Consider the following 21,829-nt stretch of genomic DNA (forward strand, 5'->3'; position numbering starts at 1 on the left):
CCCGGCGGCTCACACCAGGTGGGCGAAGACGACCAGGTTGTCGGTGTAGTCCCGCACCGTGCGGTCGTAGTCCCCGGCGCAGGTGATCAGCCGGACCTCGGGACGCGAGGCGTCCGCGTACACCCGGGTGCTGGGGAAGTCGTCCTTCGCGAAGGTCTCGGTGTCGTCGACGACGAAGTCCGCCGTGCGCCCGTCGGCCCGCTCCACGGAGAACCGGTCGCCGGGCTCCAGGTCGTCGAGGTTCGCGAAGACGGCCGCGGAGGTCACCGTGTCGACGTGCCCGGCGATGATCGCGGTGCCCTTCTCACCGGGCGAGACGCCGTCGGCGTACCAGCCGACGAGATTGGTGTCGCCGGCGGGCGGCGGCTGCAGCTGGCCCGTGGCACCGATGGTGAGGGAGGTGAAGGGGGCGTCCACGGAGATCTTCGGGATGTGCAGGCGGGTCGGCTCCGACCGGGGCAGCGCATCGCCGGGCTGCTGCGGCTCGGCCGGCACGGCGGTGCCGCCGCCCGAGGCCAGGGGCGCCCGCGGCGTGTCCTCCGGCGTGTGATGACCGCCGAACAGACTGACGGCGAGGAAGACGGCCGCCACGCCCCACAGTGTCAGCCGCCCGCCACGGCCGGCGCGCGGGGCGTCCGCCGGTCCTGAGGACGTCGGGGAGGAGGGATCTGCTGCCATCGGACACCACCTCACTCGGGCACGGCAGCACGGGGATCAGGGCGGAAGGGGAACGGCGCCGCTACCGGCGACCTGAGCGGTGCGGTGCCCGGGGAGCGCGGGCCGCCGACACGATGCGCGCGCCGACGGCGTCCGCAGCCCCTGTGGGACGCACCGGCCGTCAGGACGCCGGCTCGGCGGCCTTCCTGCGGCGCAGCGCGTACGCGCCGGCGGCGCCTACACCCAGCACGGCGAGCCCGCTCGCGGTGACACCGGGCGTGGCGAGCGCACCGCCACCGGTGTGCATGCCACCGCGCGGCTTCTCGTGGTCGTCACCCCATTCGCTCTTGTCACCCTTGCCGCCGCCCTTATCGCCCTTGTCGCCCTTGCCGCCTCTCTCGCTCTTGTCCTCGTCCTCGTCCTCACCGCTGTCGCGGCCCTTGTCCCGGTAGGTCTCGGGGTCGAACCGGCTGTCGCCGCCCGAGTCCCAGCCGTCGGCACGCACCGCGGCGAGGGCTCCGCCACCCGTGTGCATTCCGCCGCGCGGGCCGTCGTGTTCCCCGCCGCCGCCGCGCTTGTTGCCGTAGTCCTTGTCGTGGTCGCCGCCGGACCCGTTGTCCTCGCGGTCGGAGTCGCTGTCGTGCTCCTTGCTGTAGGAGGAGTCGTCATGGCCGCTGTCGTGCCCGGCCGGCACGGCGAACGCGGCGCCGGGCGTGGCGAAGGCCAGAGCGGCGGCGGCAGCCGCCGTCGCCAGGAGCATGCGGGCAGAGCGCATAGTGATGTCCTTCCGCCGGGACCGGGCAGCGGATACCTCATCAGCTCGGTGGACCCGGCCTCGACATGAACCACCGTCAGTGAGGCCTCCGTCTCCCACCATCCGAGCCGTCCAGCCGGGGCACCACGCCACCCGTCTGCCCCAGCGCGCCGGGCCCGGGGCCCCTCGTCCGGCTCAATCCGCGCAGCGGCCGTACACCTGCCGCAGTGATCGGCACCGAGCCGCCGGGCCGGTGTGACGTCCGCCACCCACCCGTGGTGACCGCCGCCCTCTTGTTATGACCACTGTCATAACGCAGGCTGGTCCCGACAGCACGGCAGGCCGACGTGGCGGGAGGACGCAGTGGCGGACGGGATGGCTCGGGCGCTGTGGGAGCGGTACGAACCGGTGCACGGGCTCGTGTACTTCGCGCCGGAGGCGCACCGGGCGGCGGGCGGGCTCGGGATGCGGGGGTTCTGGATGGGGTACTTCGCGCTGCGGGCCGCCCCGCTCGGCGCGGTGGCCCCGTCCGTGGTGACGAGCTGTTTCTACGTCTTCCACCCCGCGCGGGTGGCACGGGCGCTGCCGGACGCCTGGACGTACGCCGCTCCGGCGGACGTGCTGGCGGCGCGCGCGGAGGCGATGGACGCGGCGATGACCCGGCTGTTCGGGGCGGACACCGTGGGCTCCGCCGCCTTCACGGAGACCGCGGACCTCGCCTGGGAGGCCGCCGCGGCCGCGGACACGACGGGCAGGGTGCTGGCCGCCACGAACCAGGCGATCGAGCGCCCCGAGCGGCCGGCCGTGCGTCTGTGGCAGGCCCTGACGACCCTGCGCGAACACCGGGGCGACTCCCATGTGGCGGTGCTGGTCGGACTGGGGATCGGGCCGGTCGAGGCGATGGTGCTCAAGGCGGCGGCCGGTGAGTCCGACGAAGCCTTTCTGCGCGAGACACGCAAGTGGCCGGAGGAGGACTGGGCGGCGGCCGTGGCGCGGCTGCGCGCGGACGGCCGGCTCGCGGTGGACGGTTCGCTCCCCCCCGCGGGTGCGGCGCTCCGCGCGGAGGCCGAGGCGCGGACCGACGCGGCGGCCGAAGGACCGTGGACCGCGCTGGGCGCCGAGCGCGGCGAACGGCTGGCCGCGCTGCTGGAGCCACTGGCCCGCGCGGTCGAGGCGTCGGGGCTGCTGCCGGCCGGGAATCCGGTGGGGCTGACCCGGGGGACGTACCCCGGGAGCCGCTGAGCCAGGCGCCTCCGGCGGCATCCGGGCCCGGGGTGCCGGCCTGGCGCACCCGCCCGGGGTACTGACCTGGCGCACCCGCTCGGGGTCTGGCCCGGCCGCCCCCGGCCCGGGGTGCTGAGCCGGCGCACCCGGCCCGGGGTGCTGGCCTGTCCCCCGCTCGGTGTCCGGCCCGGCCCCTTGCTCGGGATAGTGACCTGGCGCACCCGTTCAGGGTGCCGTCCTGGCGCACCCGCTCGGGGCACTGATCTGGCGCCCCACTCGGGGTCTGGCCCCGCCCCTCGCTCGGGATGACCTGGCGCACCCGTTCAAGGTGCCGGCCCGGCGTCCCCGCCCGGGGTCTGGCCCGGCCCCCGGCCCGGGGCGCTGACCTGGCCCCACTCGGGGTACTGACCCGGCCCCTTGCTCGGAGTACTGGCCCGGCGCACCCGTTCAAGGTGCCGGCCCGGCGCACCCGCTCGGGGTACTGACGCAACCCCTTGCTCGGGATACTGACCTGACGCACCCGTTCAGGGTGCCGGCCCGGCGTCCCCGCTCGCGGTCTGGCCCAGCGCACCCCCGGGGTACTGACCTGGCGCCCCACTCGGGGTCTGGCCCCGCCCCTTGCTCGGGATACTGGCCCGGCGCACCCGCTCGGGGCGCTGACCCGCCGCACTCGCTCAAGGTCTGGCCCAGCCCCCCGGCCCGGGGTGCCTCGCGCACCCGCTAAGAGGACTGACCCGGCGCACCCACTCACGTGCCGGCCCGGCGCACCCACTCAGGGTGCCGGCCTGGCGCACCCACTCGGGGTCTGGCCCGGCGCGTCCGCCCCGGGTGCGGATATGGCTCCCCATCCCGGAGTACCGGCCCGGCCCCCGCCCGGAGCAGCGACCCGGCGCCCCCGCCCCGGGTGCGGGGTCGGGGGCGCCGTACGGAGGGCGGGGTCGCCGTGGTTACCAGGTCACCGGCAGCCGTTCGGGGATCCGCTTCATGAACCCGGTGCGCCACACCAGTTGGCCGGGCGGGACGGCGAGGGTGAGGTCCGGCAGCCGGTCGAGCAGGACCTCCAGGGCGACGCGGGCGTGTGCGCGGCCCAGCGCGGTCGCGGGGCAGTAGTGGGCGCCGCCGCCGAAGGAGAGGTGGTCGGCGGTGTTGTCGCGGTCGACGTCGAAGCGGTGCGGGTCGGGGAACTTCTCCGGGTCGAGGTTGGCGCCCTCCACCAGGACGAGGACGAGCTCCCCCGCACGGATCCCGACCTCGCCGAGCGTCACGTCCTCCAGGGCGAGGCGGGGCAGGGCGTCCCCGATGGAGAGGTTCACCCGCAGCAGTTCCTCCACGCCCGGGCCGATCAGGTCGGGGCGGGCGCGCAGCAGGTCGCGGGCGATGGGGTGGGTGAGCAGGTAGACCAGGGCCATGGTGAGGAAGCCGGAGGTGGAGATGACACCGGCGCCGAACAGGGTGACGCCGACGGTGGCCAGCATCTCGTCGGTGAGGTGCGCGTAGTCGGGGTCCTCGCGCAGGGCGGCGAGTTCGCCCATCAGGCCGTGTGTCGCCGGGTCGTCGAGCAGGGCCGCCATCCGGGCGATGTCCCGGTCCCAGTTGAGCCGCGCCCCGGTGATCGGGCACGGGGAGTTCATGAAGGCGATGTCCAGGCTGCGCAGGAAGGCCGGGGCCTCGGACTGCGGGATGCCGAGGACGCGGCAGTGCATCCCGGCGGAGTACGGCTCGCAGAACGCGCCGCGCAGGTCGGCCGTCGGTCCTTCGGCGGCGATCAGGTCCACCAGGCGGTGCGCCTCGGCGCGCAGCCACTCGGTCAGGCCCGGCGCCTTGGGGCTGAGCGCCTTCATCACCGCGCGGCGCAGTCCCGCCCCGGTGATGTTGCCCATGTTGTTGACGACTTCGGGCGGGATGGTGAGGGCGTACTGACGGGGCACGCCGGGCGCGGAGGTGTCCTTGAGGGAGAAGCGGTCGTCCTTGAGCACCTGCGCGCACAGCTCGTGGGAGGAGACCAGCCAGGCCTCGTCACCGGCGATGGTCCGCACGCGGCGCACGGGGGCCGTGGAGCGTAGTTGCGCGACCTCGGGGGGCACCCGGGTGCCGTCCCAGGAGAACGGGAAATCGGGCAAGGGAGGGTGGTCGGTGCGGGTGTCGGCGGCGGTGGTCATGCCGCGGCTCCTTCCAGGGCGGTGGGAGTGACGATGGCGTGGCCCTGGTTGCGGGAGGCGCGCAGGCCGGCGCCCCGGGAGTACAACAGCTCGGCCATCGGCAGGAGTTGGTGGTAGCAGTTGAGGGAGGAGGGCACCTTGAGGATGGCCGGGGTGTCCAGGAACAGCGGGGCCTCGGCGCACACGTACTCCAGGCACACGGCGCGCTGCCGCTCGGTCGGTGTCTCGCCGCGCGCGGTGAGGAAACGATTCACCAAGGCCTCGCAGACGGCGCGGAAGGCACCGTCGGAGGCCAGTCGCGCCTTCAGCTGCCGATGGATCTCCTGGTAGTCGGGGTTGGTGCGGAACTCCGACATCGGGTGCCAGTCCAGCCGGGTGCCGTCGGGATCGGCGGCCGACACCGCGTCACGGACCTTGGCCCGTACCCCGCGGAGGTTCTTCACGGCCTTGCGGCGGGCCTCGTCGGGTGGGTACCCGGAGGCTTCGTACATCTCGGCGACGTACAGGTCGGTGTAGACGAAGTCGACCCGGTCGAAGTGGCCCAGCCCCCAGCGGGCGAGGTCGTGCAGGCGACGGGCGGAGAAGTAGCTGTTGCCCGGGGACACACCGATCACGGCGTGCGCGCCCTCACGGAGGATGACCTCGCAGTGGGAGGTGTACGGCTGGACTTCGAAGACGTCGGCCATCAGCACGGATGCTGTGGTCACGGGGGGAGATCCTCCGCCGCGCGCTAGTCCCTGCGGGGCCCTGTGCCCCCGGTGTGGCGACGCGGCGGGATCACGCTAGCGGTACGAGATCACCACGGGTAGTTACCGCCGGTGTTTGGCTTGAAACAGTCGTATCAACGGGTGAAGTGTCCGGCGAGCGGCCTTGATTGCGGGTCGTACCCTGGGGCCGTGGTCACACGGGACGAGGATCCAGGGCAGGTGGCGGCCCGGCTCACCGGGCGCCCGGTGAGCCGGGCCGAGCGGGCTTCGGGCTCGCCCACCGAGGTACTGCTGGACGACGGGACAGCGGTGATGGTCAAGCGTGGCGATGGTCCGGGGGCGGTGCGCGCGGAAGTGGCCGGACTGCGCTGGCTGGCCGAAGCGGGCGCGGTGCGGGTACCGGCGGTGCTCGGGCACGACGAGCACTGGATGGTGACCGAACGAGTGCCGACCGGCTCCCCCGACCCTGAGGCGGCGATGCTTTTCGGCCAGGCACTGGCCGCCCTGCACGCGGCCGGCGCACCCCACTTCGGGGCGCCGCCGCCCGACGGACCGCGGGACGCCTACATCGGCCTCGCCCCCATGCGGAACGCGCCGGGCACCGACTGGCCCGGCTGGTACGCCGAACACCGGGTCCTGCCGTATGTGCGCGCCGCGGTCGACCGCGGCACGCTGCTGCCGGGCGAGGCGGCCGTGTTCGAGCGGGTCTGCGCCCGGCTGCCGGACCTGGCGGGCCCGGCCGAGCCGCCCGCCCGGCTGCACGGCGACCTGTGGAACGGCAACGTGCTGTGGGGTGCCGACGGAGAGGTTCGGCTCATCGACCCGGCCGCGCACGGCGGGCACCGGGAGACCGACCTGGCGATGCTCCAGCTGTTCGGCTGCCCCCACCTGGACCGGGTGCTCGCCGGTTACCAGGAGGCGGCGCCGCCGGCCGACGGCTGGCGGGACCGGGTCGCCGTGCACCAGCTCTTCCCGCTGCTGGTGCACGCCGTGCTGTTCGGCCGGGGATACGGGGAACAGGCACTGACGGCGGCGAGGACGGCGCTCGCCCGATGACCGCGGAAGGCTCCGCTCCGACCGTGCTCACGCAGCGTGAGGAAACCAATCACCCGTTCGACTCGTATAAGGACGTGAAAGCCTAATCAGGGAGAGACCATGCAACCGTTCACCCTCAACTACGCGCGGCCCGCAGTGCAGTTGGAGGTCAGCGCTCCGTACGCGTACGACTCCGGACTGCAGTTGAACGTCCTCCCGGACGGGCGGATCGCCGCCACCGACCACGCGACCCTGAGAGCCCTCGGAACCACGACGTCGACCGCCGGTTCCAAGACGCACTTCGACGACTGAACCGCGGGCTTCGAGAGATGACCGTGCTCATCCTGACCAGTGAAGAGGACGTGACGGCGGACATGGTGGTCCTCCGGCTGGGCGAGGCCGGGGTGCCCGTCGTCCGGCTCGACCCCGCCGATCTGACCAACGGGGTGGCGCTGTCGGGCGAGTACGTACACGGCGCCCGCCACGGACACCTGTCCGTCGGCGGGCGCCTGGTGAGCATGAACGGCCTCCGCTCCGTGTGGGTGCGCAGGCCGGGAGCCCCGGCCGCCCGCGCCGCCCAGCCGTCCGCCTGGCTGACGGAGGAGTCGTCGCAGGCGCTGTACGGCATGCTGCGGTGCAGCGACGCCCGCTGGATGAACCATCCGGACGCCGCCGGACGGGCCCGGCACAAGCCCTGGCAGCTGCATCTGGCCCAGCGCAGCGGCCTGCCGGTGCCGGCGACCCTGATCACGACGTTCCCCCAGGCGGCGCGGGAGTTCGCGGACCGCTTCCCGGACCTGGTGGTCAAACCGGTCTCCGGCGCGCATCCGCAGGAGCCGCCCCGCGCGGTGCCGACCAGCCGGGTGCCACCGGACGCCGACTTCGCCGCGGTCGCCTTCGGCCCGACCCTGCTGCAGCGGCGGATCGCCAAGCGCGCCGACATCCGGCTCACCGTCGTCGGCGACACGCTGCTGGCCGCGCGCAAGCCCGCGGACCCGGACGCCGATCCGGACGACGTGGACGTCCGGTTCGCCCCGTCGGTCTCCCCCTGGCTGCCCGCGGACGTGCCGCCGCGCGTCGCCGAGGGCGTGCTGCGCTACATGGCGGACGCGGAACTGGCGTACGGCGCCTTCGACTTCGCGGAGGACGCCGACGGGATCTGGTGGTTCCTGGAGTGCAACCAGTCCGGCCAGTTCGGCTTCGTGGAGATGGACACCGGCCAGCCGATCGCCGCCACCATCGCCGGCTGGCTCGCCCGTCGAGGCGATCGGGGGCACAGGTGTGCGGAGGGCGACCGGAGCACAGCATCTTGAGTGTGCGGGGATCGATTCGGAGAAGGGAACGCGACATGCGCATCGGACTGCTGGGAACGGGCCCCTGGGCACGGGCGGCGTACGCCCCCGCCCTCGCCGGGCACACCGGCCTGGAGTTCGCCGGAGTGTGGGGGCGCCGGCCGGAGGCGGCCACCGGGCTGGCGGAGCAGTACGGCGTCACCGCCTACGCCGACGTGGACGCGCTGCTGGCCGACGTGGACGCGGTGGCGGTGGCCCTGCCCCCGTCCGTGCAGGCCGAGGTGGCGGTGCGGGCTGCCCGGGCGGGCCGGCACCTGCTGCTGGACAAGCCGCTGGCGGTGTCGGTCGAGGACGGGCGGGCCGTCGCGGAGGCGGTGGAGCGGGCCGGAGTGGCGTCGGTGGTGTTCTTCACCGCACGGTTCCAGAAGGAGCCGGAGGCCTGGATCGAGGAGCAGGCGGCGGTGTCGGGCTGGTTCACGGCGCGGGCCCAGTGGCTGGGCGCGGTGTTCACGAGCGACAGCCCGTTCGCGGCCTCGCCGTGGCGCCGGGAGAAGGGCGCGCTGTGGGACGTCGGCCCGCACGCCCTGTCGGTGCTGCTCCCGGTGCTCGGCGACGTACGGCGCGTGGTGGCGGCGGCGCACGGTCCGGCGGACACCGTGCACCTGGTGCTCGACCACGCCACCGGTGCGTCGAGCACCCTCACGCTCAGTCTGGCGGCCCCGCCGGCGGCGGCCGGGGCCGACGTGGAACTGCGCGGCGAGGCAGGCGTGACGGTCCTGCCGGGCAGCTCCGAGGGAGCGGTTCCCGCGCTCATCCGCGCCGCGGACGCGCTGACGCACGCCGCCCGCACGGGCCGCCCGCACCCCTGCGACGCCGCGTTCGGCCTCCGGGTCACCGAGATCCTGGCCGCGGCGGAGTCCCGCCTGGCCGAAGGGAAGGACTAGGACCCGGGGACGGCGGCGGTCGCCGGGTGGGCTGTGAAATGTGGGCTGCGACTTGGTGCGGACCGCGGGCGCGGGACGGCCGGCCGCCGGTGCGGGGGCGCCCTGTCCTGGCCGTGGCACCGCAGCCGCCACTGCCCGGAGGCGCCGGCTGCCGATCCCTGGATCCACCCAGGTCTCCGGCAGGGCGCCTCCAGGCGGCCGGCCCCCGGTGCCGCACCTCCCGAAGCCGCCCGGCGACCGTCCCCTCCGCAAGACCGCGACAGCTCGGTCGGCCAAGGGGTGGCCGAGTCGGGGCTCGCCGGCTTTCCCGCGGTGTGCCGTGGGCGGCGTAACTTGGGGGTGTGGGATCGGTGCGCGACTGGGCGTCGCGCGGGCATCTGGAGGATCGCGGCTGGCTGCGGGGCGCTCCGCCGCCGTGGTGGGTCCGGGTGCTGCCCGTGCTGCTGCTCGTGGCCGTCGGCTCGGCCACGCTGGCCACCGCCCACGCGCGTGATCTCGGTTTCCTGCTGGGCGCCATCCCGCCGCTGGCGGTCCTGTCGTACGGCCCCCTGGCGACCGGACTGCTCGGGGTGGGCGTGGTCGTGGTGCTGAGCGTGCCGGCCACCCATCTGAACCGCCCCGGTGACACCGACCTGCTCACCATCGTGTTCGTGGCCGCGCTGAGCGTGTTCGTGTCGTTCGTGCGCAGCCACCGGGACGCCCAGCTGCACACGGAACGGGCGATCGGCGAGGCGGTGCAGCGGGCCGTGCTGCCGCCGCTGCCGGAGCGGGTCGGACGGGTCGGCTGCGCGGCGTTCTACCGGGCCGCCCAGGACGGGACGCTGGTGGGTGGGGACTTCTTCGACGTGCGGCAGGGGCCGTACGGCGTGCGCGCGGTGATGGGGGACGTGCAGGGGCACGGGCTGGCGGCGGTCGCGACGGTGGTGTCCCTGCTGGGGGCGTTCCGGGAGGCCGCCCTGGACCTGCCGGACCTGGAGTCCGTGGCGGCCCGGCTGGACCGCCGGCTGGCGGTGGACTCGGCGGACGTCCGGCACGCGGAGCTGTTCGCCACGGCCCTGCTGCTGGAGTTCTCCGCCGGGTCGGCCGCGGTGCGGGTGGTGGCCTGCGGTCATCCGCCGCCCGTGCTGCTGCACGCGGGGCAGGCCCGGGAGGTCGCCGTCGCGCCCGGGCCGCCGCTCGGCATCGGGCTTCTCGAAGTCGACCGGCCGAAGGAGATCACCGTGCCGCTCGGCCCGGGCGACCGGCTGTTCCTCGCCTCCGACGGCGTGTGGGAGGCACGGGACGCCTCCGGCACTTTCTACCCGCTGCCGGAGCGGCTGGCCGCCCTGGCCGGCAGCCCGTCCGCCGAGCTGCCCGGCGCCGTCTGGGCGGACCTGCTGCGGCAGCGGTACACGGTCCGCGACGACGCCACCATCCTGGTGCTGACCCCGGAGGCACCGAGGGCGCCGGACGCACCGTCGCACGCAGCTCGGGCATCGGAGGCGCGGGAGGCGCGGGACGGCTGACGCGTCCCTCTCCCCTGCCCCGCGGTCAGCCCACGTCTCGGTGGGCAGCATGGCGGTGGCCCCGCCCGGTTCGGCGTACCTGCGGTGCACCGCCTCGGCCACGGGCGCGGGCGAGTGGCCGGCCATGGCGCCCGTGTCACCGAGGCAGAATGGGAATGGGATCACGGGGAGGGCGCCGCACTGCTGGAGGCGGGTCGCTTCCGGGACGTGCTGAGCGTCCCGGACCGGCTGGGACTGCTCACCCTGGACCTGCTGTGGCGGCCGGCGCTGCCGGTGCCGGGGCCCACGCTGGTGGACACGGCGGCGGGCCGGATCGGCTTCCTCGTGCGCCCGGACCCGTCCGGGGGCTGGGTGGGCTCCGGGCTGCGGTACGCCACCAAGGGCTCCTGGGTCGCCGTTCCGCCGCCGTACCGGCCCGGCGGTGCCCTGGAGTGGCTCGTCCCTCCCGACGGCACGGGCACGCTGCACTCGCCCGGAACCCTGGAGGAGGCACTGTGGGAGGCCAACGGCACGCTGGCGGTGCTCGCGCCGCCGGGCGGGCGGTAGCCGGTGCGCCGCACCGCTGGGTGGGCAGTGGCTGGCGAGCCGCGCCGCGGGTGGGAGCCTGGCACTCGTAGCGGCTCTTAGAGGAGGGACGCGTGCTCACTCCTCAAGGGACGCGTGCTCGCTCCCATGGGGGGACAGGCAGCCGCCGCGCGCCGGGTACGTCCCGCTCCTATGCTGAGGAGGTCCGGCCGGGAACGTCCGGCCGGGCAGGCCGGCCGGGAAGGCCCGGCCGGGACGTCTCGGGCCCCGACGGCCACCCCGCGCACGGTCGTCGACTCTCACCGCTTGGAGTCAGCCCATGTCGCCTACGTCCGCACGCCTGCGCCGGGGGACCATGATCGCCGTGCTGTCCGGCACGCTGCTCGCACCGGTCACGGCGGGGCCGGCGCCGGCCGCCGTACCGGCCGCGTTCGCCGCCGACACCCCCGGCCCGTCGGCCTCGGAGCCGGACGTCCGCCCCCTCTCCCCCGACGTGACACGCCGGCTCGACGCGTCCGTACGGCGGGTGATGCGCGAGGCGCACGTGCCCGGCGTGACCGTGGGCGTCTGGACGCCCGGACAGCGCGACTACGTCCGCTCGTTCGGCGTCGCCGACAAGGCGACCGGCCGGCGGATGACCCCCGACCTGTACACGCGCATCGGCAGCGAGACGAAGACGTTCACCGTGACGGCGCTGCTCCAGCTCGTGGACCAGGGGAAGGTCGGCCTGGACGACACGATCGGACAGTACGTCGACGGCGTGCCCAACGGCGACAGGATCACACTGCGGCAGCTGGCCGGGATGCGCAGCGGGCTGTTCAACTACTCGGAGGACGACGACTTCTTCAAGGCGCTCACGTCCGATCCGCAACGCCCCTTCACACCACAGCAGTTGCTCGCCTACTCGTTCAGGCACCCCGTGCTGTTCCCGCCCGGCCGGAAGTTCTCCTACTGCAACACCAACCTGATCCTGCTCGGTCTGGTCGTGGAGAAGGAGAGCGGCCGGTCCCTCGGGGACTACCTCGAGCAGCACGTCCTCCACCCGGCCGGCATGAAGGACACGTCCCTGCCGAAGGGCAGCGAGTTCCCCACCCCCCACGCACAGGGCTACACCGACCAGACGGCGAACGGGAAGACGGCCGAGACCGCCGGCTGGAACCCGTCCTGGGGCTGGGCGGCCGGGGCGATGGTGTCCACACTGGACGACCTGCACATCTGGGCGCGCACGGTGGCGACCGGTGAACTGCCCGACGGCAAGCGGATGATCAGCGCCGCCACGCAGCGGCAGCGCCTCACCACCCCGGCGACACCGCTCCCGCACGTCGGCTACGGGCTGGGCATCTTCAACGTGCAGGGGTGGATCGGCCACAACGGCTCCCTGCCCGGCTACGAGTCGCTGACCATCTACCTCCCGTCGACCCGGACCACCGTGGTGGTGCTCCTCAACACCGACATCGACCATGCCGGCGAGGAGCCCAGCACACTGTTCGGCCAGGCGGTCACGCGGATCATCTCCCCCCGGCACGTGTTCGACCTGCCGGCCGCGCCGGCGGCCAGATGAGTGCCGACTCGGCCAGTTTCCAGGCGATATCAGCCCGGACAGGTGCGTACGTACGATGACGCGGTGTACTGAACGAGGACCTCCTTGGAAAGGCCGACCGTCTGGAGACCGTCGTGACCGTCACCGACCGTATCGCCCTGGACCCCTTCGGCTCCGACCTCGTGGCGCAGAGCGCCCGGCTGCGCACCCTCGGCCCCGTCGTCCCCGTCGAGCTGCCCGGCGGCATCCCGGCCTGGGCGCCCACCGGCTACGACCCCCTCAGGGAACTCATCCTCGACCCCCGGGTCAGCAAGGACGCGCGCCTGCACTGGCGGCTGTGGCCGGAGCTGGACGAGCACCCCGCCTGGAGCTGGATGGCGAACTGGGTGGGCGTGGTCAGCATGCTCTCCACCTACGGCGCCGACCACGCCCGGCTGCGCAGGCTGGTGGCGCCGAGCTTCACCCACCGGCGCACCGAGGCGATGCGGCCCCGCGTGGCCGCCCTGACGGCCGAGCTGCTGGGCGCGCTGGAGGCGGCGGGGGCCGGCGGCCGCACGGTCGATCTGCGGGCCGGGCTCGCGCATCCCCTGCCGATGCGGATGATCTGCGAACTCCTCGGCGTACCGGAGGAGTTACGGCCCGGCGCGGCTCGGCTCATCGCCGACTTCATGGACACCTCCGACCCGAGCCCCGAGTTCGCGGCGTCCGTGCACGAGCGGATCGGCACGGTGCTGGGTGCGCTGATCGAGCACCGGCGGGGCCACCCGGGCGACGACATCACCACGGAGCTGATCCGGGTGCGGGACGAGGACGGCGACCGGCTCTCCGACGAGGAGTTGCTGCACACGCTGCTGCTGGTGGTCGGTGCGGGTTTCGAGACCACCGTCAACCTGATCGGCAATGCCGTGGTCGCGCTGCTCACCGGCCCGGAGCAGTTGACGGCGGTGCGCTCGGGAGCTGTCGGCTGGGACGCGGTGGTCGACGAGACGCTGCGGGTGCACCCGTCCATCGCCGCGCTGCCCCTGCGGTTCGCGGTGGAGGAGCTGACCGTCGCGGGCGTGACGATTCCGGCGGGGGACGCGATCATCACGACGTTCGCCGCGGCGGGCCTGGACCCGGCGCACTACGGTCCGGACGCGGCCGTCTTCGACGCGGCCCGGGCGGCCGAGGACCACCTGGCGTTCGGCATCGGAGTGCACCGCTGCATCGGCGCCCCGCTCGCCCGCCTGGAGGCCCTGACGGCCCTGCCGGCCCTGTTCTCCCGCTTCCCCGCGCTGCGCCTCGCCGTCACGCCCGACGAACTGCGCCGTGTGCCGTCGTTCATCGCACACGGGTGGGAGGAGATCCCGGTGCGGCTGGAGGGCTGAGGCGGGAGCGGGGCCTGCGGACAAGGCTCCGCCGGCGGCCCGGGGGGGATGGGCCGCCGGCGGAGACGCCACGCACGGGGCGGGGGGAGGGCCCTGGGTGGCTCACGGGTCGCTTGCCCCGGAATCCGGGACGTACGCACGCGACTTCCGGCCGGTTCGGGGAAGCGGCCACGGCCGGCCGGGCGCACTCGCACGACCGGCCCGGACACACGGCCGAGCTGCCAGGCCTCGCCGGACGAAGCCGCCGGACCAGCCCGGACCCCGGCACCCCCTACGGCAGGGCGCCCTCCGCAACGGCGTACACCCCTCAGCCGGCCCCCTGCCGCAGGCGTGGCCTGTAGTGCTCCACCAGCGTCTCGGCCTCCGGCAGGTGCGTCGGCCTGAGCGGGTACGGTTCGGCGGCCTGTGGCCCGTCCGAAAGTGTCCGCACACCGCCCAGCGCCCCCGCCCGCCCGCACCCCGTCACTTCACCCCCCACGCCCCGCGCCCCGCGCACCCGGCACCCGCTTGGTGCCCCCCGCGCGATGGTGCGACGCTTGGTGGAGAGGTGTCCGACGAGGGGACCTGGAGGGCCGATGGGGCGTGACGTCCCGGCGCTTGTCTTCACCCGCGAGGACCGCCGCCGGTACCGGATCAAGATGCAGGAGTGCCTGGACGCGTTCGCACTGATGCTGCGCGAGGCGCGGTTCGAGTCGGAGCGGCCCCAGGTCGGTCTGGAGATCGAGCTGAACCTGGTGGACGACACGGCCGAGCCGGCGATGCGCAACAGCGATGTGCTGGAGGCGATCTCCGACCCCGCCTGGTCCACCGAGCTGGGCCGGTTCAACCTGGAGATCAACGTCCCGCCCCGGCGGCTGACGGCGGGTGGTCCGGACTCCTGGGAGTCGGAGATCCGGGCCGCGCTGAACCACGCCGACGAACGGGCCCGGACGGTCGGCGCCCGCCTGCTCATGATCGGGATCCTGCCCACACTGCGGCAGGCGAACATCGACGAGGACGCGCTGTCGGAGAACCCCCGGTACCGGCTGCTCAACGACCAGATCTTCGCGGCCCGCGGCGAGGACCTGCGCATCGAGATCGACGGCACCGACCGGCTGCGGACCTACGCGGACACGATCACCCCGGAGGCGGCGTGCACCAGCACGCAGTTCCATCTGCAGGTGTCCCCGGAGGAGTTCGCCGGCTACTGGAACGCGGCGCAGGCGATCGCGGGGGTGCAGGTGGCGCTCGCGGCCAACTCCGCGTTCCTGTTCGGCAAGGAGCTGTGGCACGAGACCCGGATCCCGCTGTTCGAGCAGGCCACCGACACCCGCCCGGAGGAGATCAAGGTGCAGGGGGTAAGGCCCCGGGTGTGGTTCGGGGAGCGGTGGATCACCAGTGTCTTCGACCTGTTCGAGGAGAACCTGCGCTACTTCCCGGCCCTGCTCCCGCTGTGCGACGAGCAGGACCCGGCGGAGACGCTGGACCGCGGCGACGTCCCCGAGCTGTCCGAACTGACCCTGCACAACGGCACGATCTACCGCTGGAACCGGCCGGTCTACGCGGTGGCCAACGACCGGCCGCACATCCGGGTGGAGAACCGGGTGCTGCCCGCCGGCCCGACCGTGGCCGACACCCTCGCCAACGGCGCGTTCTACTACGGGCTCACCCGGGCCCTGGTGGAGGAGGACCGGCCGGTGTGGTCCCGGATGTCCTTCGCGGCCGCGGAGGACAACCTGCACGCCGCCGCCCGGCACGGCATCGACGCGCTGCTGTACTGGCCCGGGATGGGCGAGGTGCCGGTGCCGGAGCTGGTGCTGCGGCGGCTGCTGCCCCTCGCGCACCGCGGCCTGGAGCACTCCGGCATGGACGCGGCGTGGCGGGAGCCGCTGCTCGGGGTCATCGAGCAGCGCTGTGTGACGGGGCGCAACGGAGCGGTGTGGCAGAAGGAGATGTTCCATCACGTCGCCGGCACCACGCACGCCGGCCGGCACGAGGCGCTGCGCCGGATGACCCAGGTGTACATCGACTACATGCACCTCAACGCCCCGGTGCACACCTGGCCGGTGGACTGACCCCGGTACGGCCGCGAGCCGGCACGACCGCGACCCAGGCCGACCCCTCACCCGGTCACCGACCGCCTACGGCCACTGACCGAGCCTTCGGCTTGCTCGTCCGGCTCGGAGTCGTACTCGCGTCATCACACACCGGCTCCGCCGGGAGACCGACGAGATAACGGGAGCTCTCGGCGGGGGTGAAACCGCGCCCGAGCGCGCCGCAGATTCGGCGGACGGCCTCGTCGGGATCGGAGAGCACCACACCCGCGTCCCACAGGTGTATGTCGCTCGAACCACCCGTGGCGTCGAGAGCGCCCTCGCCGACAGGTGCCGCGCTCACCAGTGTGTCGCCGTCCGGGCTGAACGCCACCAGCGACGGCATGCCCACCTCGCCGGAGAAATAGGCGCGTTGCCGGTGAGTGGGTACGTCCCACAGGCGGATCCCGCTGCCGGCCAGCTGCGGGAGAGAGCCGTCGTCCGGGTTGGCCAGGGAGCCGACACTCGCGAGTGTGTCTCCTTCCGGGCTGAACGCCACCGCCCATGTCAGTCCGTCGTCGCGGGAGAGATCGGCCTGTCGCCGGCCTGTGCGCACGTCCCAGAGCCGCACCTTCCCCCCGGCGGCGTCCGTCAACGCGCCGGCGAGCAACGTGCTGTCCGGGCTGAACGCCACCGACCGCACCTCCCCGTCCACGGTGATGGCGGAGCCTCGCTGTCTGCCCGTCACCACGTCCCACAGACGCAGGGCGCCGGCGCCGGCGCTGACGAGCGTCCTGCCGTCCGGGCTGAACGCCACCGACTCGACTTGCGACCACGGCGGTCGCCCGTGGACGAGCGGGTCACCTCGCGGTCCGGCCTCCGCCACGTTCCACAGCCGTACCCTGCCGTCCTCACCCCCGTAGGCGAGCGTCTCGCCGTCCGGGCTGAACGCGAACGCGCAGACGGAGTCCTGGCCGCCGGTCGGGAGGCCGGCCCGGACCCGTCCCGAGTCCGCGTCCCACAGGCGTGCCTTGCCGTTCCCGTCACCTCCCGCGATCAACTCGCCGTTCGGGCTGAACGCCCCGGCGCAGAGGTCGGAGCCACCGGCGTCGCGGAGAACGCTTCTGCGCTCGACGTGTGCGCTCATGTCCAACCGCAGAAACTCGCCGTGGCTGTCGGCGCTCAGCAGGGTGCGCCCGTCCTGGCGGAACCTCATGGCGACGACATGTCCACGTACGGGTCGAGTCCTGCCGGACGACTCGCCACCGTCCGTGTGCCAGATCCGTACCGAGTCCCCACCGCCGCCGGCGAGCGTCCTCCCGTCGGGGCCGAACGCCACCGACCGCACCTCGCCGCCATGGACCAGGGGGTCGCTCCGCTGCCGGCCGGAGGCGGTGTCCCAGAGCCGGACCCTGCCGTCCTCACCGCCACTGGCGAGCGTCTTCCCGTCGGGGCTGAACGCCACCGACCACACCTCGCCACCGTGGACCAGGGGGTCGCTCCGTTGCCGGCGGGAAGCGGTGTCCCAGAGCCGGACCCTGCCGTCCTCACCACCGCCGGCGAGTGTCCTGCCGTCGGGGCTGAACGCCACCGCCTCCACCTGGCTGCCGGGATCGGTGATGGCCCTGCCACGCTGCCGACCGGTGGAGACGTCCCACAGCCGTATCTCACCGCCGCCGGGGGCGCTCGTGCTCGTGCTCGCGAGTGTTGTGCCGTTCGGGCTGAACGCCACCGACCGCACCTCGCCGTCGTGGGCGGCGTCGGAGCCGTTCCGGTGCTCACCTGAACGAACGTCCCAGAACCGCACCTTCCCGTCGTGTCCTCCGGCGGCGAGTGTCCTGCCGTCGGGGCTGAACGCCACCGACCAGACCCATCCCTCGTGCACGTCGAGTTCACTCCGCGACCGGTTGTCCGGCAGGTCCCACACCTCGAGTGTGCCGTCGTCACCGCCGCTGGCGAGGGTCCTGCCGTCCGGGCTGAACGCCAAGGAGCGCACCTTGCTGCCGTCATGGGTGACAAGGACTCGTTCCCGCCTTCCCGAAGCGACGTCCCAGAGCCGGATCCTGCCGCCCTTGCCGCCACCGGCGAGCGTCCTGCCGTCCGGGCTGAACGCCACCGACTGGATGTCCTCGCCCTGGGCGCCGAGGAGGTGGGTCAGCCCGAGGTCGGCCGCGCGGAGGAGGCTGGCGCGCGCCTCCTCGGTGGCCGAGGTCTGGTACGCCCGAACCGCCATCAGCGATGCCAGGTCGGGATCGCTGCCCAGGAGGGTGTCGGACTGTGCGGCGAGCTGCCGGGACTGTGCCTGGAGCCGCGCGTCGACAGCCTCCTGGCGCAGCTGGAAGGCGACGCCGGTGACCAGCAGGGCGACGGCCAGGAGCGACGCCAGGAGAACATTGACGCGTCGAGTGCGGCGGAGGGCTGCTTGCTGGCGGCGCTCGCCGGCGGTGAGGAAGGCCGCGATCTCGGTGGGAAGAACACGTTGTCGGGCCCACTTCAGCCCGTCCGCGAGGTCGGTGCCGTCGAGCAGGTCGGCGGGAAGGCCGGTACCGGCGTAGCGGTGGTGACGGTCGGTGACCTGGTGCAGCCATGTCTGGAAACGGCGGTCGCTCTCGATCCACTCGCGGAGGTCGCTCCAGTCACGTATCAGCGCGTCGTGGATGAGCTCGGTGACCGGCTCGCCCGGTCGGCCGTCGGGCCGCGTCGTCCTGCTGGTGATGATGACCCGGTCACGGGTCAACGCGGCGACGACCTCGTCGAACACCGCGTCCGTGGCGGAATTCGCGTCCTCGGCGTCGTACGCGTCCTCGGCGTCGTTCGTGTCCTTGGCGTCATGCGCGAGAATCCGCAGCCGGGCAAGGGGCACCTGCTGGCGGGTGGCCGGTATGCCGTTGGCGTCGTCGGAGGGGCGGACCAGCGCGGTCAGGATGCGTTGGGCAGTGGGACGGTGACCGGCGGGCAGCGCGTTCAGGGAGTTGTTGCACCACGTGGTCAGGCTTCCGGTGACCGCTCCGATGCGCTGGTAGGAGTCGTGGGTGATGCGACCGTCGACACGGCGTTCCCACAGCTCGGACAGGGCGAGCTGGAGAGGTGGCAGGAGGGTCGCCGGTGTGCGGCCCAGGGAGTCGGCGGCTCGGAAGTCCTCGATGATCCGGTCCGCCAGGCCTTCCTCGAAGCGCGCACCGGCGTCCAGCGCGGGCTGGACGATGATCTCGCGCAGTTCGGGGAGGGTGAGCTCGGCGGACACGTCCAGTGATCCGGGCCTGGCGGCGTTCAGCAGGTCGGGACACAGGTCGGCCAGGCGCGGGTAGAAGTCGTTGCGCATGATGAGGATCACGCTCAGTCGGCGGTGGGCATCGATCGCCGCGACAAGATCCTGAGCCGCTGCGGGGTGCGCGGGGGAACACGGGCTGTCGTCCGACGGCTGGGCGAGGAGTTCCTCGAACTGGTCGACGACCAGAAGCAGCCGGTCCGTCGGTTCCCCGGCGAGGCGACGGTCCACCGCCCCGGCGATGCCCTGTGTCCCCGCCCCAGGCAGCCCCGACCGCTCCAACTCGTCGCGGAGGTCCTGTCCGGGCCGCGTCACGAGACGCACCCACCGATCGCTGCCCGGCAAGGCGCCGTCGGACAGTGCGGGAATCACCCCGGCCCGCACGACGGAGGACTTCCCCGCGCCGGAGGGACCCAGCAGCAGCACGAGCCGGTGCCGGCGCAGACGCTCCAGCACACGGTGCACGACCGCCTGCCGGCCATGGAACCATCTGGCGTCGTGCTCGGTGAACGGCGCGAGTCCCCGGTAGGGGCGCACCTTCCGCTCCGTCAGTCCGGGCACCACCGTCCGCAGCACCTCCACGGGTGTCGCGTAGGCGGTCCCGAGTCCTCTGTGCAGCAGGTCCGGCTTCACGACCGCCGAGACCATGCCGATGACGAGGCCGCTCACCTCGTCGAACACGGGTGCGCCGCTGAAACCCGTGGTCAGGTCGTTCGCGTCGGTCAGCTGGAGAAGCGGGCCCGTCGCTTCACCGGGCAGCAGGTCACCCGCCACGCCGTAACCGAAGTGGCCGCCGTCGGGTGCTTGACCTGGAAACCCGAAGGAGGAAACGCGGTGCCCCGAACTTCCGGCGGCCGAACCCAGCGGCACCTCGCGGGCTCCGGCGGGCACCCCCGCCACACGCACGACGGCGATGTCCTCCGCGTCCGGCTCCCGCCACGCGCCGGTCAGTACGGTTCCTTCGACCACCGGCTGGACGGGCAGGTGCCGGAAACGCAGCCGCAGGCTGTCCCCCGGGCCGCTGCCGGCCGCGCGCACCACGTGGGCGCAGGTGACGACCACATCGCCACTGGCCAGGAAGCCCGCGCCCGCCACCCTTCCGTCGGGGGCGAGGATCTGCACCACAGCGGTGGAGACCCAGGAAGCGCGGGTCGAGGCGGGGTTGTCGGTGCCGGTTCGTTCCGGACGCCGTGCCTGCCCGGAGCCGGGATCTTCCTCTTGTGCCGGCACGCTTCAGCTCACGCCTCGCCGCCTGCGTCCGCGTCCTTGCGCCAGAGCATCCTGATCTTCAGGTGAGCGGCTGCCTCCCCCTTGTTGACGATCACGCCGACCTGGCCGGAAAGATTCACGCCGAATTCGATCTCGACCTCCTCCGGTCCGACGTCCCGGAGCTGGTCCACCACCGTACGTGCCATCTCCCGCACGGGTTCCAGGGCGTTGTGCAGCGTCTGCGGCATTCGCCGGACCGCGTCGCCCATTCTCCCGGCTTTCACCGGTCCCTCGCCGACGGGAAGTCCGGCTCCCGCCCCCACCGCGAACGTGATCTCTGAGCCGTCCGGCAATACCATCGTGCTGAGGGATTCCATCAACTCACTCCGGATTTCGCGCTGTTGGCCATCGCTCACACTGTTGTAACCTCTTGAGCGCCCCGGTGACAGTGGAGTGTGAGATCCGGTACCCGAGCCTGCCCGGCCGTCGGCCACGGCACGTCCGTGGGTTCCGGGTTCCCGGGACGTCCCGGCGAGGAGGGCGAGAGGGGCACGTCGTCCCGCGGAGACGTCCTGTGTCGGCAGCCCTGAGGAAGCGGTCACTTCTATGCGCGGAACACGGCCGGTGGGGCTCTCGCCCCGCAACGTGACCCCGGGGCGCGGACCGAGGACGAGGTGCCGCCCGGCCAGGACGACGGGGGCGGCCGTCCTGGCCGCCGTCCTGCTGCTCACGGGCTGCACGAGTTCACCGAAGCGACCGGACCCCTCCCCTCCGTCCACACGGCACTCCACGCCGGGGCACCGGTCGGACCGAACGGCCGAGGTCCGTTCCTGCAAGGTGACCGCCCCCTTCAGCGTGCCGGCCGGCGACCCGCTGCCGAGGACCGTACGGCTGCCCGACCCGCTGACACTGCCGTCCGGAGCCGTCGTCGCCGGAGTCCGCCTGGGCCGTGGCGAGGCCGTCCACTACATCCTGGGACCCGAGGGAATGTGCGACACGTACCTCGGGGCCGACGGCGCCGGCCGCCTCGGCCTGGGGCCCGCCGACGGGAGCTCGGGCATCTGGGAGGTCTTCGCCCCCGGTGGAGCCGCCATGATCGCGGTGTACGGCTGCCCGTACATCCCCGAGGTGGCCCTGCTCGTCCCTCCGGGAGAGGACTGCTCGAAACCCCAGGGCACCGAGGTGCGGCCCGTACCGACTGGCGTCTCGGGTCTCTACGCGTCGCTCGTCTGGGCCCGGCATGCCGGGGCCGGGAGCTGGCGGGGGGAGCTGTGGGGCCGAGGGGATACGGAGACCGACGACGTGGCCACGGCGCGCTACGGCACCGTGGTGTTGTTCATGTCCCATGTGACGACGTACCTGGGGCATCGGAACTCGACCGGGCTGTCCATCTCCTGCAGCCTGCCGGACCGAGAGGACGACATCTGCACCGCGAGCCTGGGCCTGTTCCTCACGCAGATGGAGGGAGCGGCCACCATGAGGGCGAGTGACCGCGCTCGCCTGGTTCGGGTCATCCGCGTGTTCGTCGAACGGCATCGCTCTTGACGATCGCCGACGGGGAGAGGCCCGCCGGCCACGGTTCGCGCGCGTCCGCCGGGCGGCCGAGTTCCCCTGCCCGCCGGCGCGGTCCT

The 21,829-nt window shown here is 73.3% G+C and carries 17 protein-coding genes; 11 read left to right on the top strand and 6 right to left on the bottom strand.

What is annotated here, in order from left to right; translation table 11 throughout:
* Positions 1-9: 9 nt before the first annotated feature.
* Positions 10-678, bottom strand: coding sequence for a class F sortase (locus tag ACZ7N4_RS06615; protein ID WP_471354499.1), 669 nt, complete (start codon positions 676-678; stop codon positions 10-12).
* A 160-nt stretch (positions 679-838) separates the two neighbouring features.
* Positions 839-1,432, bottom strand: coding sequence for a hypothetical protein (locus ACZ7N4_RS06620; protein WP_471354501.1), 594 nt, complete (start codon positions 1,430-1,432; stop codon positions 839-841).
* A gap of 342 nt (positions 1,433-1,774) precedes the next feature.
* Between ACZ7N4_RS06620 and ACZ7N4_RS06625 the strand changes: the two genes are divergently transcribed.
* Complete coding sequence (locus tag ACZ7N4_RS06625; protein ID WP_471354503.1) at positions 1,775-2,653, top strand: SCO6745 family protein; 879 nt, start codon at positions 1,775-1,777, stop codon at positions 2,651-2,653.
* Between the two features lie 929 nt (positions 2,654-3,582).
* Here ACZ7N4_RS06625 and ACZ7N4_RS06630 read toward each other — a convergent pair.
* Positions 3,583-4,794: a cytochrome P450 gene (locus ACZ7N4_RS06630; protein ID WP_471354505.1), complete on the bottom strand. Its 1,212-nt coding sequence runs from the start codon at positions 4,792-4,794 to the stop codon at positions 3,583-3,585.
* Entirely contained in the window at positions 4,791-5,501 is a 711-nt protein-coding gene (locus tag ACZ7N4_RS06635; protein WP_471354508.1) for a cyclodityrosine synthase, read from the bottom strand. Before ACZ7N4_RS06635 ends, ACZ7N4_RS06630 begins: the two co-directional genes overlap by 4 nt.
* A 219-nt stretch (positions 5,502-5,720) precedes the next feature.
* Between ACZ7N4_RS06635 and ACZ7N4_RS06640 the strand changes: the two genes are divergently transcribed.
* The 9 genes from ACZ7N4_RS06640 (at position 5,721) to ACZ7N4_RS06680 (ending at position 15,763) form a co-directional block, all read left to right on the top strand.
* Positions 5,721-6,557, top strand: coding sequence for a fructosamine kinase family protein (locus tag ACZ7N4_RS06640; protein WP_471355114.1), 837 nt, complete (start codon positions 5,721-5,723; stop codon positions 6,555-6,557).
* A gap of 99 nt (positions 6,558-6,656) precedes the next feature.
* Complete coding sequence (gene tgmA / locus ACZ7N4_RS06645) at positions 6,657-6,848, top strand: putative ATP-grasp-modified RiPP (protein WP_189301365.1); 192 nt, start codon at positions 6,657-6,659, stop codon at positions 6,846-6,848.
* A 17-nt stretch (positions 6,849-6,865) separates the two neighbouring features.
* Entirely contained in the window at positions 6,866-7,849 is a 984-nt protein-coding gene (gene tgmB, locus ACZ7N4_RS06650) for an ATP-grasp ribosomal peptide maturase (protein ID WP_471354510.1), read from the top strand.
* Between the two features lie 35 nt (positions 7,850-7,884).
* The gene (locus ACZ7N4_RS06655; protein ID WP_471354512.1) at positions 7,885-8,772 is read left to right on the top strand and encodes a Gfo/Idh/MocA family protein; all 888 of its coding nucleotides are present in this window, start codon (positions 7,885-7,887) and stop codon (positions 8,770-8,772) included.
* Between the two features lie 341 nt (positions 8,773-9,113).
* The gene (locus ACZ7N4_RS06660) at positions 9,114-10,277 is read left to right on the top strand and encodes a PP2C family protein-serine/threonine phosphatase (protein ID WP_471354514.1); all 1,164 of its coding nucleotides are present in this window, start codon (positions 9,114-9,116) and stop codon (positions 10,275-10,277) included.
* Positions 10,278-10,391: 114 nt separating this feature from the next.
* Positions 10,392-10,823: a hypothetical protein gene (locus ACZ7N4_RS06665; protein WP_471354516.1), complete on the top strand. Its 432-nt coding sequence runs from the start codon at positions 10,392-10,394 to the stop codon at positions 10,821-10,823.
* Between the two features lie 298 nt (positions 10,824-11,121).
* Positions 11,122-12,363, top strand: coding sequence for a serine hydrolase domain-containing protein (locus ACZ7N4_RS06670; protein WP_471354518.1), 1,242 nt, complete (start codon positions 11,122-11,124; stop codon positions 12,361-12,363).
* Between the two features lie 113 nt (positions 12,364-12,476).
* A complete protein-coding gene (locus ACZ7N4_RS06675; protein WP_471354520.1) occupies positions 12,477-13,709 on the top strand; it encodes a cytochrome P450 family protein in 1,233 nt (410 codons plus the stop codon).
* Positions 13,710-14,284: 575 nt separating this feature from the next.
* Positions 14,285-15,763: a glutamate-cysteine ligase family protein gene (locus ACZ7N4_RS06680; RefSeq protein WP_471354522.1), complete on the top strand. Its 1,479-nt coding sequence runs from the start codon at positions 14,285-14,287 to the stop codon at positions 15,761-15,763.
* A 55-nt stretch (positions 15,764-15,818) separates the two neighbouring features.
* On the opposite strand, the gene ACZ7N4_RS06685 is transcribed toward ACZ7N4_RS06680, so the two are convergent.
* Both ACZ7N4_RS06685 and ACZ7N4_RS06690 read right to left on the bottom strand, forming a co-directional pair.
* A complete protein-coding gene (locus ACZ7N4_RS06685; protein WP_471354524.1) occupies positions 15,819-20,219 on the bottom strand; it encodes an nSTAND1 domain-containing NTPase in 4,401 nt (1,466 codons plus the stop codon).
* Between the two features lie 8 nt (positions 20,220-20,227).
* Positions 20,228-20,614, bottom strand: a complete 387-nt coding sequence (locus tag ACZ7N4_RS06690; protein ID WP_471354526.1) for a CU044_2847 family protein — start codon at positions 20,612-20,614, stop codon at positions 20,228-20,230.
* Positions 20,615-21,035: 421 nt separating this feature from the next.
* Here ACZ7N4_RS06690 and ACZ7N4_RS06695 point away from each other — a divergent pair, with 421 nt between their 5' ends.
* On the top strand, positions 21,036-21,743 hold the full coding sequence (locus tag ACZ7N4_RS06695) for a hypothetical protein (protein ID WP_471354529.1): 708 nt from the start codon (positions 21,036-21,038) through the stop codon (positions 21,741-21,743).
* Positions 21,744-21,829 lie beyond the last annotated feature (86 nt).

The organism is Streptomyces sp. NPDC107654 (genome assembly GCF_055639035.1).

What these genes read in the sequence shown, in the direction of transcription:
- ACZ7N4_RS06615 (WP_471354499.1), bottom strand. Translation starts at nt 678, where the DNA reads ATGGCAGCAGATCCCTCCTCCCCGACGTCCTCAGGACCGGCGGACGCC.
- ACZ7N4_RS06620 (WP_471354501.1), bottom strand. Translation starts at nt 1,432, where the DNA reads ATGCGCTCTGCCCGCATGCTCCTGGCGACGGCGGCTGCCGCCGCCGCT.
- ACZ7N4_RS06630 (WP_471354505.1), bottom strand. Translation starts at nt 4,794, where the DNA reads ATGACCACCGCCGCCGACACCCGCACCGACCACCCTCCCTTGCCCGAT.
- tgmA (WP_189301365.1), top strand. Translation starts at nt 6,657, where the DNA reads ATGCAACCGTTCACCCTCAACTACGCGCGGCCCGCAGTGCAGTTGGAG.
- tgmB (WP_471354510.1), top strand. Translation starts at nt 6,866, where the DNA reads ATGACCGTGCTCATCCTGACCAGTGAAGAGGACGTGACGGCGGACATG.
- ACZ7N4_RS06655 (WP_471354512.1), top strand. Translation starts at nt 7,885, where the DNA reads ATGCGCATCGGACTGCTGGGAACGGGCCCCTGGGCACGGGCGGCGTAC.
- ACZ7N4_RS06670 (WP_471354518.1), top strand. Translation starts at nt 11,122, where the DNA reads ATGTCGCCTACGTCCGCACGCCTGCGCCGGGGGACCATGATCGCCGTG.
- ACZ7N4_RS06680 (WP_471354522.1), top strand. Translation starts at nt 14,285, where the DNA reads ATGGGGCGTGACGTCCCGGCGCTTGTCTTCACCCGCGAGGACCGCCGC.